The sequence below is a fragment of the Rossellomorea vietnamensis genome (assembly GCF_008180615.1).
GTDB lineage: Bacteria > Bacillota > Bacilli > Bacillales > Bacillaceae_B > Rossellomorea > Rossellomorea vietnamensis_D.
Genome location: NZ_VTEH01000011.1, coordinates 183,325 through 197,299, shown reverse-complemented (window position 1 = coordinate 197,299; position 13,975 = coordinate 183,325). Strand labels below are relative to the sequence as shown.

The following is a 13,975-nucleotide window of genomic DNA, read 5'->3' as shown; positions in this document are numbered from 1 at the left end:
TTTCCGATTCTTACATACATGGTAAAATATAGTTGGAGGGGATTCAATGACAAAGCTCTTCAATTTTTCCCAGCTTGACGAAAATTGTCCTGATGCAAAAGTTATTTTGTACTCGGGGAATATAGTATATGCAAATCGTGCTTCAGCCGCCTTCTTGGATTTCAGGAAACAGGAGGGATAGTCGGTGAAAACATCTTAACGTTTTTCCATCCCCCGTGCAAACAGCAGGAATTATCCCATTTGCTAAAGGTAAGGAACGGTCAACTGTCGTCCTTAACTCAGAATAAACTGACCAGGTCTGACAGCCGGTTAGTCTATGTTGAAATCATGACAGCTCCTTTTATCCAAGATGGTGATGTATTGATCCAGGCAGTCATACGCGACTTGTCTGCTGTTAAGGAAAAGGAAAAATTAATTCAGCAACCAGATAAGCTTTCCCTTGCAGGGGAACTAGCTTCCGAAATTGTCCATGAAATCCGTAACCCGCTGACTGCAATGAAGGGCTTCCTGCAGTTGATGAGAAGCTATCCTGAACCGGAGTACATCGAGATAATCCTTGAAGAACTGAAGCAGATAGAAGATATAGCCGATGAATTGTTATCCTTTTCAAGATCAGAAGAAACTCATTTTACACAGTTAAACATAGTGGATATCGTCAAAGAAGCCGTGAACTTCTCAAGAGCACAAGCTTTTAAGAGGAACATAAACATTGAGTTAGTCCAGACGGCAGAAACAGGCATAGGTATAACAGGAAGCAAAACACAGCTTAAGCAGGTTCTTCTCATTATTTTAAAAAACCGAGCTGAAGCCATCAAGAGTGATGGCAGGATCCATATACATCTAAGCAAAGATACTCAGAATGTGTACATATACATAAGAGATAATGGAAGCAGTATATCAAAAGATAACTTAGACAAAATCGGCCAGCCGTTTTTCACCAGCAAAGAAAAAGGAACCGGGCTTGGACTGATGGTCTCCTTCGATATCATTAAAAATCATAATGGCACTATCCAAATCGATAGTGAAGAAGACCAAGGAACCACCTTTACAATCACACTGCCCCTCACCCTTGAAAAAGCCCTCCCCCATTCTCCTTATAACCCGTTCGGATGAGAGGGAGAAACCGATAAATTGCAAGGTAATTTGCGGTACAATTTGCATAGCATTTTGTATCGCCTTTTTTATTGATATAGCAATGTTTTTGGTGATTTCACACTTGATTTAGCATGCTGATTTGCAGACTATTTTGCACTACCACATAAATTTATGTTCTGTTGCAAATCAGGCTGCATTTTGTGTTACATATTGGCCGGCAGAGTCGATGGTCGTTGCAGCATCCGGTTTATGGTAATGGCTAAGGCTAACAAACTATTCAAAATGAAGAACTTCCGGTGAAATTCCATTAAAGGCAGGTTAACGGAACAAGGGGTTTGCCTTTTGTCTTGGTATAAAATGGAGTAAGTAAAAGATAAGTCAAGTGATTTAGGGCCATTTAATAAGCCTTTGTGATACAATTTACCCATACATATTTTGAATTTGCTAACTTGGGAGGAAATTATGAAAAAATCACTTATTTTGTTAATAACTACCGCTACTTTGTCTTTGGCTGCATGTTCGGAAGAAGAGAAAGATACGGCAACTGCCGTAGTAGAGTCAGAGGACACACAGGAAGTTCAATCCAAAGAGGTTAATGAAGAAGTGAAGGATGAAACAACCAAAGAGTCAGAAGACGGTCAAACAAAGGGTTCTGAAGAAGAGCTTTCAGAAGAAAGAAAAGAGTCTATCAAACAAGCAGAAGAAATCAAGAAAAGAGTGGAAAAAGAGTCAGAGGAAGAACTCCAAGCAAAAATTAACGCTCAGGTACCTACTGATGCATCAGATTTTGAACCTAATTACGAAAATACAGAAGGAATGGTTCAAGCGTATACCACTGATATTTTGAACAATCTTAATCGTCAGTTGGCTTTGGATGAAGGTGGTCCTTTTACCATGGAAGAAATAAAGACGTGGTTTAGTGATTTTGATGCTTTGGTCATACCCATCAATGAGTATGATGACAAGTTGCTGGAAAAAAACATGGATCCAAAGCACTTTACCAAGATAGAAAAGTATTTTGACGAGATTACCCCGCTGGAAAATTACGCATGGAAGATTAATATGAAAAAAGTAGACACTCAGAACGATAAAATTCACACTTCATATTGGGATATGGTCGTAAAACCAGATGAACTAGGCAATCTAAGAATTCACAAACTAGAAATTAGTCATGATTAAGAGTAGCTTGAAGGCGCTTTTTTAACAATCAATATTCCATTGCATAATATAAAAGAGGAGCTGAAATGTCGTTGCAGTTCCTCTTTTTTGTGCAATTTTTCATTCATTTTCCCCTTCAAAATTACTTACAAAAGACTGTGTGATTTAACCTGTAAAAGCAATTGCAATTTTGCCTTTTCTCCCTCTCAACCGAATGGGTTAATTCTCCTTAAGGGAGGGCTATGTTTTCGCAAAATCCTAGTCAGCCAGGAAAAACCTTTTGATGTTGTTTTGAAGGTTCATTTTCGGGCTATCTTCGAAAGTAATATCTAACAGCTGCAAATTTTACGAAAAGAGCCTGACAGATAGAGCTCTAGATTTCTAATTACGGATGATAATATATACCGCATAGACTAAGTAAGCAATAACCAGGAAAATCCCTTCCACTTTTCCTACCTTAAAACTTGTTCTTGAGAAGACGAGCAGAACAATGGTAAAGATGATCATCAGCCCAACATCAATGAATATCTTGCTGTCTACTGCAAGCGGGGATATGACGGAAGCAGCTCCTAAAACAAACAGGATATTAAAAATATTGCTGCCGACGATATTCCCAATTGCAATATCAGTTTGTTTCTTTATGGCCGCTGTAATAGAAGTAATTAATTCCGGCAGGGAAGTTCCTACTGCAACAATCGTCAAGCCTACCAGCGTTTCACTCATACCGAACGACAAGGCGATGTCTGTCGCATTATTGACTACGATATCTCCACCAAATATAATTGCAGCCAGACCTGCTATAGTCAGCACTGCATTCTTCCCCCAGGATACAGGTTCTGATGGTGCATCCTTCTCTTTAACCGTGTCTCTGCTTTTTCTTGCAACCTCAAAAATATAGTAGAGAAAGATTGTGAAAAATAGCAGCAAAATGATCCCGTCGCCTCTAGTAATGAAATTTTCGTTCAGGAATTGCAAGCTGATATCACTGATAAGTACCAGCAAAGTGATACTCGCCACAAGTGTGAAGGGAATCTCTTTCCTAATGGTTTCATTCTCAACCTTCAATGGATTAATCAACGCGGTCAATCCAACGACAAGCGTAATATTGAAAATATTGCTTCCAACAACATTCCCAATAGCCACTCCTGCATTCCCTTCAAGGGCTGCCACGATACTGACTGTGGCTTCAGGAGAACTGGTTCCAAATGCCACGATCGTCAATCCAATTAATAAAGGCGAAACTTTCAGCGCCTTTGCAATGTTTGATGAACCTTCCACAAAGAAATCGGCCCCTTTAATCAATAAGGCAAAGCCGATGATCAATAAGATATAAGTCATTACCTTCCTCCTCTCAAAAAGATCTTTTGCTATCAGTTTACCCTGTCTTACAAAAATATCACATTTATCGCCAACAGGAAAAGCCTGCTCTGAAAGGGCAGGCTCTTCCTATTGTTATAAATCATGGATTTTACAAGAAATCACTTTGTTGACCTGACATAGTATACATTCTGTCCAGATTCAATGATGTGGCCGGGTTTTGGCTTTCCAGCGCTCGCTTTGTGGCCTGCGATATGCTCGGGACTCTTCTCCCAGCTTTTCCAAGCCTCTTCTGACTCCCACTGTACCAGGACCAGTACTTCTTCGTCTCCGCGGCGGACTTTCTTCTCCAGTACTTTGAAGTCAATGAACCCCGGCTGTTTTTCAATGAGGCCTTCCCCGGAGAAACGTTCTATGACCCTAGGGGAAGTGCCTTCTTTTACAACGATTCTTTTGATCTGATAAAACATTACAGTCCAGCCTCTACGTCTTCAACCATTTGCTTCACAGATTGAAGGCCTCCGCCTGACAAGTACCAATGGCCTCCGTTCAAGTAATTAATCTTTCCTTTTTTATAAGCATCTGTTTTTTGGACCAGTTCATTCTCGAAAGAATCTTTTACACTTGCATTTGGATCAAATGCAGCATCACGGTCGATGACGAATAGAGTGGCAGGGTTCTTCTCTACAATGTATTCAAATGTTACATTCTGTCCATGTGTCGATTTTTCGATACCTTCATCTGCTGCCTTGAAGCCGAATACATCGTGGATGATGCCAAAACGTGATTCTGGGCCATAAGCACTTACTTCACCTTCGTTACCCATAACGATAAGCGCTTTATCTTCGGAGGCTTCTGCTTTTTCTTTAATAGAATCGATTTTCGCCTGAACTTCTTCAAGTTCTGTTTTTACTTCTTCTTCTTTGTCAAAGATCTGCCCAATTGTTTCCATGTTCTTAGTAAAAGATTCCATGTAGTTTGAATAATCTAGTCCCATGTAGACAGTTGGAGCGATTTCCGCATATTCATCATACATTTCAGATTGACGCGCTGAGATGAAGATGACATCCGGCTTCATCGCATGGATTGCTTCAAAATCCGCTTCTTTCAAGCTTCCTACGTTTGTATACTCTTCACCGGCATACTTCTCAAGGTACGGAGGGATCGTTGCTTGAGGAACACCGGCAACTTCAACGCCAAGTTCATCTAATGTATCCAAAACTCCGAAATCAAATACGACTACTTTCTCAGGTTTTTTCTCGAGCACTGCTTCACCAAGTTCATGTTTGATTGTCAGTTCGGAAGAAGCTTCTTCGCCTTCAGCATTTGAACTTTTAACATTGGATGCAACCTCTTCTTTTGAACCGCAAGCTGCCAGCACCAGCAGTACAGAAAGCATAATTGTTAACAATGACCATTTTTTCATAATATCCATCTCCTTAAGTTAATTTATTGTAAAACCAGTTCTACACAAATCTCTGTAGTCTCATATCTTAGAAAGCGATAGGGCACAGTTACAAAGCCAATATAGCTGTATTCTCGATTAACTTTGAATTAAATAAATCAATCAGCTTATTAAGCACTTATTAAGCACTTGTCTTTGTTAGAAAAAATCTGTTATCTTGATAAGGTTTTGTAATCACTATTCAAACAATCTTTTATTTAGTTGTTGATTGGAGCGGAGTCGCTCACCTGCAGCGGAAACCAACCATGCAAATCTATTTAAAATAAACACAGATCCGGCAGTCGTTCATTTCCTGTATAGGGATATCCATTCCGTAGATTTCTCTCAATGGTTCGGTTTGGATGATCGATTCTGTCGGTCCTTCTTTGACAACCTTTCCATCCTTCATGGCCACAATTCTGTCGGAATAAATGGAGGCAAAATTGATATCGTGCAGGACGACAACAACTGTTTTTCCCAGTTCATCCACAAGTTTGCGCAGCATTTTCATGATCTGGACAGAATGCTTCATGTCCAGATTATTCAACGGTTCATCCAGCAGGATATAGTCTGTATCCTGGGCAATGACCATGGCGATGAAAGCCCTTTGCTTTTGCCCTCCCGACAACTCATCCATGAAACGATTCTCTAATTCACGAAGATTCATGTAATCTATTGCCCTATCAACCACTTTTTCATCCTCTTGGGTCAAGCGCCCTTTGGAATAAGGGAACCTGCCGAACGAGACAAGCTCCTTCACCGTCAGCCTGACATTCATGAAATTGGACTGTTTGAGAATCGACACCCTTTTAGCCAGGTCGTTGGACTTCATCTTGTTCACATTGTCATTGTCAACAAGGACTTCACCGCTGTCACTGTCCATCAGGCGGCTGACCATCGATAAAAGGGTGGACTTTCCTGCACCATTGGGCCCGATGAAAGATGTAATCTTGCCCCGCTTAATAGTGACGTTGACATCTTCGACGACTTTTTTCTTTCCATACGATTTCGAAAGGCCTTTAATGCTTATCATGACGATCTGCTCTCCTTCAGTAATAAGTAGATAAAGTAGATTCCGCCTATAAAGTTCACAATGACACTCAATGTCGTAGAGAAGGTAAAGATTCTTTCCACAACCCACTGTCCTCCCACCAGGGCAATGATGCTGATGATGATGGCCCCTGTAACCAGGGAAGTATGTTTGTAGGTGTTAAAGAACTGATAGGATAAATTCGCCACAATCAGGCCAAAAAAGGTGATCGGCCCTACGAGTGCAGTCGAGATGGCAATGAGAACAGCCGAGATAACAAGCATCCTCTGAACCAGTTTGTCGTAAGGAACCCCCAGATTTACCGCTGTTTCCCTTCCCAGGGAGACAACATCCAATTGGCTCATCGACCGCCACCCGATTGCGGTAGTTACACCGACCAGCAGCAGAGACAGCCAAACCAGTTCATCACTCACATTATTGAAACTGGCAAACATTTTATCTTGTATGCTGAAGAATTCGTTTGGATCGATCAGCACCTGCAGGAAGGTGGAGATCGACCCGAAGAATGTCCCCAGAATGATCCCAACCAGCAGCAGAAAGTAGATCGGCTGTTTCCTCTTATGGAAGAACAATTTATACAACAGCAGCGCAAAAATTATCATCATGGCGGTCGAGATAAAGAAATTCACCTGCTTATTAATGGCCATGACACTTCCAGAGCCTAAGAAGAAAATGATGACCGTCTGAATTAACATGTAAAGTGAATCGAGCCCCATGATACTCGGCGTCAAAATCCGGTTATGGGTAATCGTTTGGAATACAACCGTTGAATAAGCGATTGCCGCAGCCGTCAGCACCATGGCGAGCAATTTGACCCCCCGCCTCGGCAGGGCATAATCATAGCTTCCATTCAACTCGTAAAACAGGTAGAGTCCGCATAGCGACAGGGCCAAAACAATCAATATCGTAAACTTCCAAAAATTATTACGCATAAGCCTTCCTCCTAAACAGCAAGAACAGGAAGATGGCGCTTCCAATCACCCCGACCATTAAACTGATCGTGATTTCATATGGAAAAATAATAATCCGTCCCAATATATCGCAGACGAGCAGGAAGACCGCTCCCAGCATGGCTGTATGCGGCAATGTCCTCTGTAAGTGGTCTCCCTTATAGATGGAGACGATATTCGGTATGATCAATCCGACAAACGGAATCATCCCTACCGTAAGAACAACGGAAACCGTGATGAGAGCAACCAGGATCAGGCCGGAGTTTACGACACTACGATAACCCACACCTAAATTTTTTGAAAAATCCTCTCCCATCCCTGCGACGGTGAACCGGTTGGCATAAAAATAAGCAATGATCATAATGGGGATACTTATGTATAGCAGTTCATATCTGCCCTTCATTATCAGCGAGAAATCACCTTGAAGCCATGCTGCCATGTTCTGAATCACATTGGATTTATAAGCAAAGAATGTCGTGATGGAGGAAAGGATATTTCCAAACATCAATCCTACTAGCGGAATAAATACTGCATCCTTGAATTTGATCCGATCTAGTATTTGCATGAATAAAAATGTGCCGGCAAGCGCAAATACAAAAGCGACGATCATTTTTTCAATCATGGAAGCATTCACGAACAAGATCATGGAAACCAGAATGCCCAGTCGTGTGGCATCCAGCGTCCCGGCCGTTGTCGGTGAAACAAACTTATTCCTGCTCAAGCTTTGCATGATCAATCCAGCGATACTCATCCCGGCTCCTGCAAGAATGATTGCAGCTAATCTTGGCAGCCTGCTGATAAGGAATATTTGTGTTTCTTCAGAATGGATATCCAATAAATCCATTGGCGTGATACTGCTCACCCCTATAAATAAGGACAGAATCGACAGCAAGATGAGTGCGGCGAGAAGGTATCTTTGTTTCATGGTAAATCCCCAAAACTTTCATTGTATTTGGGACATTGATGATGATATTGAAAATCATTATCATTTGACCCATGTCTATGATACTTCTAATTGATAATCATTGTCAACGACTAATTGAAAATAATTATCACTATTTTTACAAATAGTTCCTTGGTTGGATAATTCATTCTTTTTCCTGAAAAAGGATACCAATATGAGTTTCAGGAAATATTCATTTTATCCTGTTTTGGACTAAATAATGGAATGAACTTCTTTCTTTAGCTACTTTTCGTAACTTTAGTGGCTAATCAAAAAAATCTGCATGATTATCTTGAAATATCCCCTAAGGAATATTCAGATAAGCCAGCCTCCAATTGCGGAAGATGTTAGCGGACTCTGCTGAGCACAGACACTCCTGATCTGAATAAGAACATTACATAATCCTTGGAAAAATCAAGTGAACTCTCAAAAATTCACCACTAATTACAAAGCCATGAAACACCATTAGATATTCTGTGATATATTTGTTATAATAAAGTGTTGTTACAATTATTAAGGGGGAACTTTTTTTGGCAATCGAAATAGGCAGCAAGGTTAAAGGTAAAGTAACTGGTATCACTAATTTTGGGGCATTCGTGGAATTACCCGAAGGCTCAACCGGTCTCGTGCATATCAGTGAGGTGGCGGACAGCTATGTTAAAGATGTTAACGACCATCTTAAAGTAGGCGATGAAGTTGAGGTTAAGGTAATTAGTGAGAATGCGGGCAAAATTGCCTTGTCAATCAAAAAAGCGGTGGATAAACCAGAAGGTTCAACTTTCACTAAACGACCTCCGCGCCAAGGAAGAGACGGCAGACCAAATAAAGATTTCCGCTCAAAAGGAAACTTCAAGCCTAAAGAATCTTTCGAAGATAAAATGGCTAAATTCCTCAAAACCAGCGAAGAAAATCTTACGTCACTGAAGCGCAACACGGAAACGAAGCGCGGCGGCAGAGGCGGAAGACGCGGTTAATCTTCATTTGATGCACCACAGAATAGACAAGGGCAAGCAAATTGGCTTGCCTTCTTTATTTCTCCTTTTATCAATTTTCAACAGTACACTAGAGCCATTGGTTATCATAAAATCACTAAACCCGAAAGGATGAGATCATGGGAAAATGTCTATTCAACGTAGGTGATGAAGTCAACATTAAATCATCTAAGGAAACTGTCACAATCATCAAATCACAATATGTTAAAAACATGAAAAGATATTCATATATCGTGAAAGAATATCCTACTACTTTCTTCTTTGAAGAAGAACTCGTAAAACAATAATAGATAAAGCATCCCCGCTGCGCCTGCATCGGGGTTTTTTTCTCTTTTCTTTTTCATGTCCAGGTTTTTACAGCCACTCCTTTCGTAAAGATGGATGCTGGGTAATATATCAGTAAGGTAACGTCTCATTTCCCTCCTCTCATCTATATAACCCCATTAAAACGTTCTCAAAAAAAAAGACACCTATAGAAAGTGGCTGGTTTGCTACATAGGTTTAATACAAGATTTCTTATGATAGTCTTAGTTTATTATACTGTTCGTACTAATACACTCGGTTCTGTTCACCTAAATAAGATGCTTATCCCTTTTTTCGTGACAGCTCTCAGAAGCCGATATGGTTAAATCAATGAAGAGAAAATCAGGAGGGATAAAAATGGAAGAGTTAGCCACGATTCTCATCAAAGACTTGAAAGACATTGCAACAGCCCGAACCTTTGTAAGAAACTTTGCAAAAGAATTGGGTTTCAGCACGCTCGACCAGACCAGAATTATCACCGTCGTCAGCGAATTGGCCAGAAACCTCTACTTATATGCCCAACATGGGCAGATTATTCTCTATAAACATCAATCCTTGTCACAAACCGGAATTAGAATCTATGCGGCAGATTCAGGTCCAGGAATCGCAGACCTTCAAAAAGTAATGGAAATCGGCTATTCCACTTCTGGCGGATTGGGGGCTGGCCTTCCTGGTGTGAAAAGTATCATGGATGAGTTCTCTATAAGTTCTTCCTCTGAAGAAGGGACAAGAATCAATACAGTAAAATGGCTTCGTTAAACCTCTTCCAGCACTTCCGTTATCACCTATCTCTATGCAAAACCCAATCGCGTCTTTCTTCAACTCGTACAGAGTCCTATCCATGAAAAGGCATATATTCCTTATGTTCCATGTGCTAGAATTGAGTACGTAAGTTTTTTCACCAAACATCCGTCTCTGCAGCGGTTGTTTTAATTCATTATTCATCACAAGAGGGGGAAGCAGAATGGACTCAAGATTACATACTCTCGCACAAACAGTTGTCCGGTACTCCCTGAATGTCCAAGAGGGCCAGAAAGTACTAATCGAGGCACTGGATATCCATGATTACAATTATATCGCTCCTTTCATGGATGAAGTCTTTAAAGCCGGCGGTCACGTATTTGTCGAACAGACAGATTATCGAATCAACCGTAAAATGATGCTTTCAGGTACCCAAGAACAATTCGAGGCGGACGCTAAACATAAGCTCGCTCAAATGAAAGAAATGGATGCCGTCATCCTCATATTAGGAGAAAATAATATTTCAGAGTTTGCTGATATCCCTTCTGAAAAAAGGAATGTGTACCGTCAAGCCTATAAACCTGTCAGCGATGAACAGCTGAAAAAGAAATGGGTGCTGTTCAATATCCCGACTAAAGCATACGCCCAGCTGGCTGAGATGAGCACGGAAACCTACACAGACTTTCTATATGAAACCTGCACGATGGATTACAGCAAAATGTCCAAAGCAATGGATGCGCTTGTCGAGCTGATGAACAATACAGAGAATGTGCGCATCCTCGCGCCTGGCACGGACCTCACCTTCTCTATAAAAGATATACCGGCCATCAAATGTGACGGCAAAATAAATCTTCCCGATGGCGAAGTGTTCACAGCCCCCGTCAAAGACTCGGTAAATGGCAGCATCACCTTCAACACGAAATCCATCTATGCCGGGCAAACATTTTCAAATATCCAACTTACCTTTGAAAATGGCAAAATTACAGACTGCAAAAGTGATAATAACCAGAAACTGACCGAACTTCTGGATTCAGACGAAGGTGCCCGGTTCATAGGCGAATTCGCATTGGGGGTCAATCCCCATATCAACCACATCATGAATGACATCGGCTTTGATGAAAAAATCAACGGCAGCCTTCACCTTGCTCTCGGCGAGGCATATGATGCTGCCGATAATGGAAATAAGTCCTCAATCCACTGGGATATCGTCTTAATGATGAAGCCTGAATTCGGTGGCGGAGAAGTCTATTTTGATGGCGTGCTGATCAGCAAAGACGGCCGATTTGTGGTTGACTCACTGGCTGGATTGAATGCCGAGGCCCTGCTATAACAGAACACGGACGGTAAGATCATGAAACAAGCACAGCATCCTCCTCGGTTCTGTGCTTGTTTTTTATATGCTCCTTTCTAAAAGATCGTTGCTTTTATATGTAAATGGATGAATGGGGAAAACGTACGGTCTCTTTATTGGTACTTTTAAAATCACCCCAATCACTGCGAAAACATCCTTATGTAAAAAGAGAAAGGCAGGCATGTGTGAATAAATTCTGTCATTTTTAAAAAGCATCCCGAACTATTGGAAACAGAATGGGCTTTCTGAAATATACTACATAAGAGCAGAAAGAGGAGTGTATGCTGATGAAGATTTTAGCTTTGTTGGGGAGCACCAGGAAGAATGGCAATTCGGAGTACCTGGCAAACAAGATACTGGAGGGAACCGATCATACAATCGTATCTTTAGCAGATAAAGATATACAGCCGATCATCGATATGAGACATACGGAAGAAGGCTTCTCTCCGGTCAATGATGATTACGAAGAGTTGGTCCATCTGATGCTGGAGCATGATGTCCTATTGTTTGCCACTCCCCTTTATTGGTATGGAATGAGCGGACCGATGAAGAACTATTTTGATCGATGGTCTCAGTACCTTCGCGATGAGCGTTTCAACCTTAAGCAAGAGCTGGCAAAGAAAAAAGCTTATGTCGTTATTACGGGCGGAAGCAGTGCAAACATCAAAGGACTGCCTTTGGTGCAGCAGTTCAATTATATTTTTGAGTTCGTAAACATGGAGTTCACTGATTACCTGATTGGTGCAGGCGTGAGGCCTGGTGACATATTGAATGACCTTCCTTCCCTGAAAAAAGCCGAACGATGGAATAAGCAGTTTAGGGACGCAGATGATCTATAGGATGGTGTATCTGATTGAACCATGTCTTGCTTCAATCTAGAATGAGAAACAATTGGAAGGCAAAGAAAAAGACGCAGATTTCCAATAAGGACTCTGCGTCTTTTTATTGCTTTCTCCAGATAAAAGGACACTTCATGTCAAAGACCTCAGCCGCCAAACCAGCTCTGTGCTTTGGCCCTTTCCTCTTCCTGGATCACATTTTCCTTATCGTCAAACGTCTTCCTCGGCCGCAATAAATTAGCGATGATTGAAAAGAACAATATCAATCCAAATGTCCACCATAACATAGGTTAGTCCTCCTTTTATAAAATTCCTTTCGGATGAACTACATCTGCAATTAATGTGATTGTGTTTATTTTACCATAAATAAGGTAATTATTCTGTAAATTATAACAATTAGGGTTATGCCAGCCTTTAAATTCCTTGTATCTTGGACAAACTGTAAAAAGGTAACTTGTGGAGGGAGTATTTATGAAACGGACTAATTTATCACGCAATCTGATATCAGGGATCTTCTTTGGCTTGGGGCTGGCTGCATTTGTCGATGAGACGGTATTTCACCAGCTTCTTCACTGGCACCATTTTTATGACAAATCGACCACCGCCATCGGGCTTGTCTCTGATGGATTATTTCATGCCTTCAGCTGGTTCGCGACAATAGCTGGATTATTTATGCTCGCCGACCTTCGCCGTAAAGGGACATTTTGGCTGAAGAGATGGTGGGGCGGGATGCTGCTGGGCAGCGGCGGCTTTCAATTGTATGATGGGACCATTCATCACAAAATCATGCGAATCCATCAAATCCGTTATGTGGATAACGTGTGGGTATATGACTGGGTATGGAACATCATTGCCGCTGTGCTGTTATTGGCAGGAATTTTAATAACACTTAAGACAGGAAAAGAAGACAAGAACCAAAAAGGAGAGCTGACAAATGGCCAATGAGCACATTCATCATGGGGGTATGGGCGCCGGAGGCTTAGCGGCTTTGATGACATTTGCTGCAGCGATGCTGTTATATGTATTTGCAGTTAAACGTTCCAATATGAAGTTCAGCCCTTGGCCGGTCCATCGGATCTTTTTTTGGATTGCCGGAATGAGCTGCGCTGCTGCCTCTGTTGTTGGACCGATTGCTGAACGTGCGCATTCCAGCTTCACTTATCATATGGCAGCCCATCTGCTGCTGGGAATGCTTGCTCCTCTTCTCATTGTTATTTCGGCTCCGCTTACTCTGTTACTAAGAACGGTGAATGTCAGAATGGCACGGCGGTTTACTTTCATCTTAAAAAGTACTCCTGTCAGGCTATTAACTGACCCCATTACGGCTTCTCTGCTCAATATGGGAGGGTTATGGATTTTATACACTACCGACCTGTACCAAATCATGCATCATAATTGGATTTTGCTTGTCCTCATCCATATTCACATCTTTCTGGCAGGATACCTCTTCACGGTTTCAATGGTGACTTTTGATCCAGCGCCTCACAAACCATCGATTTATTATCGTTCTGTTGTCCTGGTCCTTGCCCTTGCGAGTCACGGCATTCTGGCTAAGTTTCTCTACGGAAACCCGCCTGCCGGTGTTCCAGCGGGAGACTCGGAGACCGGTGCTCTGTTGATGTATTATGGCGGTGATGCCATTGATATGGTCATCATTTTTCTTTTATGCCTGGAGTGGTATAGGTGCCAAACACCACATCGGTCTGGCAGGCATAACCCTGCCGTAAATTTATAACTTTTTTAAAATATGCATAGTTTTTCACCCTCCTGCAAAATCTATCCTTGAACAAT

Annotated in this window: 16 protein-coding genes; 9 read left to right on the top strand and 7 right to left on the bottom strand. The window is 41.6% G+C overall.

Annotated elements, in window-relative coordinates; genetic code table 11:
* Nucleotides 1–240 precede the first annotated feature (240 nt).
* A complete protein-coding gene (locus FZC79_RS14390) occupies nt 241–1,113 on the top strand; it encodes an ATP-binding protein (protein WP_148947458.1) in 873 nt (290 codons plus the stop codon).
* Nucleotides 1,114–1,557: 444 nt separating this feature from the next.
* Nucleotides 1,558–2,274 carry a hypothetical protein gene (locus FZC79_RS14385; RefSeq protein ID WP_148947457.1) on the top strand — a complete coding sequence of 239 codons (717 nt, stop codon included), beginning with the start codon at nt 1,558–1,560 and terminating at the stop codon, nt 2,272–2,274.
* Nucleotides 2,275–2,634: 360 nt separating this feature from the next.
* Here FZC79_RS14385 and FZC79_RS14380 read toward each other — a convergent pair whose 3' ends face one another.
* From FZC79_RS14380 to FZC79_RS14355, 6 genes are all read right to left on the bottom strand, one after another.
* Nucleotides 2,635–3,591, bottom strand: a complete 957-nt coding sequence (locus tag FZC79_RS14380) for a calcium/sodium antiporter (RefSeq protein ID WP_148947456.1) — start codon at nt 3,589–3,591, stop codon at nt 2,635–2,637.
* Between the two features lie 140 nt (nt 3,592–3,731).
* A complete protein-coding gene (locus tag FZC79_RS14375; RefSeq protein ID WP_148947455.1) occupies nt 3,732–4,040 on the bottom strand; it encodes an antibiotic biosynthesis monooxygenase family protein in 309 nt (102 codons plus the stop codon).
* A complete protein-coding gene (locus FZC79_RS14370; protein ID WP_148947454.1) occupies nt 4,040–4,996 on the bottom strand; it encodes a siderophore ABC transporter substrate-binding protein in 957 nt (318 codons plus the stop codon). The genes FZC79_RS14375 and FZC79_RS14370 overlap by 1 nt, the downstream gene beginning before the upstream one ends.
* 292 nt (nt 4,997–5,288) lie before the next feature.
* Nucleotides 5,289–6,047, bottom strand: a complete 759-nt coding sequence (locus tag FZC79_RS14365; protein ID WP_148947453.1) for an iron ABC transporter ATP-binding protein — start codon at nt 6,045–6,047, stop codon at nt 5,289–5,291.
* A complete protein-coding gene (locus FZC79_RS14360; RefSeq protein WP_148947452.1) occupies nt 6,044–6,997 on the bottom strand; it encodes an iron chelate uptake ABC transporter family permease subunit in 954 nt (317 codons plus the stop codon). The genes FZC79_RS14365 and FZC79_RS14360 overlap by 4 nt, the downstream gene beginning before the upstream one ends.
* Nucleotides 6,990–7,940, bottom strand: coding sequence for an ABC transporter permease (locus FZC79_RS14355; protein WP_148947451.1), 951 nt, complete (start codon nt 7,938–7,940; stop codon nt 6,990–6,992). The genes FZC79_RS14360 and FZC79_RS14355 overlap by 8 nt, the downstream gene beginning before the upstream one ends.
* A 548-nt stretch (nt 7,941–8,488) precedes the next feature.
* Between FZC79_RS14355 and FZC79_RS14350 the strand changes: the two genes are divergently transcribed.
* From FZC79_RS14350 to FZC79_RS14335, 5 genes are all read left to right on the top strand, one after another.
* Nucleotides 8,489–8,932, top strand: a complete 444-nt coding sequence (locus FZC79_RS14350; RefSeq protein WP_148941757.1) for a S1 domain-containing RNA-binding protein — start codon at nt 8,489–8,491, stop codon at nt 8,930–8,932.
* Between the two features lie 137 nt (nt 8,933–9,069).
* Nucleotides 9,070–9,237 carry a hypothetical protein gene (locus tag FZC79_RS23220; protein ID WP_187442793.1) on the top strand — a complete coding sequence of 56 codons (168 nt, stop codon included), beginning with the start codon at nt 9,070–9,072 and terminating at the stop codon, nt 9,235–9,237.
* A gap of 373 nt (nt 9,238–9,610) precedes the next feature.
* Nucleotides 9,611–10,012: an anti-sigma regulatory factor gene (locus FZC79_RS14345; RefSeq protein WP_148947450.1), complete on the top strand. Its 402-nt coding sequence runs from the start codon at nt 9,611–9,613 to the stop codon at nt 10,010–10,012.
* A 205-nt stretch (nt 10,013–10,217) separates the two neighbouring features.
* Nucleotides 10,218–11,324, top strand: a complete 1,107-nt coding sequence (locus tag FZC79_RS14340) for an aminopeptidase (protein WP_148947449.1) — start codon at nt 10,218–10,220, stop codon at nt 11,322–11,324.
* A 308-nt stretch (nt 11,325–11,632) separates the two neighbouring features.
* Nucleotides 11,633–12,184 (top strand): flavodoxin family protein, encoded by a 552-nt coding sequence (locus FZC79_RS14335; protein ID WP_148947448.1) that lies wholly within the window; start codon nt 11,633–11,635, stop codon nt 12,182–12,184.
* A gap of 146 nt (nt 12,185–12,330) precedes the next feature.
* Here the strand turns inward: FZC79_RS14335 and FZC79_RS23215 are convergent, their stop codons facing one another.
* The gene (locus tag FZC79_RS23215) at nt 12,331–12,471 is read right to left on the bottom strand and encodes a hypothetical protein (RefSeq protein WP_162785058.1); all 141 of its coding nucleotides are present in this window, start codon (nt 12,469–12,471) and stop codon (nt 12,331–12,333) included.
* Between the two features lie 184 nt (nt 12,472–12,655).
* On the opposite strand from FZC79_RS23215, the gene FZC79_RS14330 reads away from it, so the two are divergent.
* Both FZC79_RS14330 and FZC79_RS14325 read left to right on the top strand, forming a co-directional pair.
* Nucleotides 12,656–13,129: a DUF2243 domain-containing protein gene (locus FZC79_RS14330; RefSeq protein ID WP_148947447.1), complete on the top strand. Its 474-nt coding sequence runs from the start codon at nt 12,656–12,658 to the stop codon at nt 13,127–13,129.
* Nucleotides 13,119–13,919 carry a cytochrome c oxidase assembly protein gene (locus FZC79_RS14325; RefSeq protein ID WP_252183337.1) on the top strand — a complete coding sequence of 267 codons (801 nt, stop codon included), beginning with the start codon at nt 13,119–13,121 and terminating at the stop codon, nt 13,917–13,919. Before FZC79_RS14330 ends, FZC79_RS14325 begins: the two co-directional genes overlap by 11 nt.
* Nucleotides 13,920–13,975: the final 56 nt, after the last annotated feature.

Bases quoted from the DNA above. Each gene is read 5' to 3' on its own strand.
- FZC79_RS14325 (WP_252183337.1), top strand. From the start codon at position 13,119: ATGGCCAATGAGCACATTCATCATGGGGGTATGGGCGCCGGAGGCTTA.
- FZC79_RS14335 (WP_148947448.1), top strand. From the start codon at position 11,633: ATGAAGATTTTAGCTTTGTTGGGGAGCACCAGGAAGAATGGCAATTCG.
- FZC79_RS14365 (WP_148947453.1), bottom strand. From the start codon at position 6,047: ATGATAAGCATTAAAGGCCTTTCGAAATCGTATGGAAAGAAAAAAGTC.
- FZC79_RS14385 (WP_148947457.1), top strand. From the start codon at position 1,558: ATGAAAAAATCACTTATTTTGTTAATAACTACCGCTACTTTGTCTTTG.
- FZC79_RS23215 (WP_162785058.1), bottom strand. From the start codon at position 12,471: ATGTTATGGTGGACATTTGGATTGATATTGTTCTTTTCAATCATCGCT.
- FZC79_RS14370 (WP_148947454.1), bottom strand. From the start codon at position 4,996: ATGAAAAAATGGTCATTGTTAACAATTATGCTTTCTGTACTGCTGGTG.
- FZC79_RS23220 (WP_187442793.1), top strand. From the start codon at position 9,070: ATGGGAAAATGTCTATTCAACGTAGGTGATGAAGTCAACATTAAATCA.
- FZC79_RS14355 (WP_148947451.1), bottom strand. From the start codon at position 7,940: ATGAAACAAAGATACCTTCTCGCCGCACTCATCTTGCTGTCGATTCTG.
- FZC79_RS14345 (WP_148947450.1), top strand. From the start codon at position 9,611: ATGGAAGAGTTAGCCACGATTCTCATCAAAGACTTGAAAGACATTGCA.
- FZC79_RS14380 (WP_148947456.1), bottom strand. From the start codon at position 3,591: ATGACTTATATCTTATTGATCATCGGCTTTGCCTTATTGATTAAAGGG.
- FZC79_RS14340 (WP_148947449.1), top strand. From the start codon at position 10,218: ATGGACTCAAGATTACATACTCTCGCACAAACAGTTGTCCGGTACTCC.
- FZC79_RS14375 (WP_148947455.1), bottom strand. From the start codon at position 4,040: ATGTTTTATCAGATCAAAAGAATCGTTGTAAAAGAAGGCACTTCCCCT.
- FZC79_RS14330 (WP_148947447.1), top strand. From the start codon at position 12,656: ATGAAACGGACTAATTTATCACGCAATCTGATATCAGGGATCTTCTTT.
- FZC79_RS14360 (WP_148947452.1), bottom strand. From the start codon at position 6,997: ATGCGTAATAATTTTTGGAAGTTTACGATATTGATTGTTTTGGCCCTG.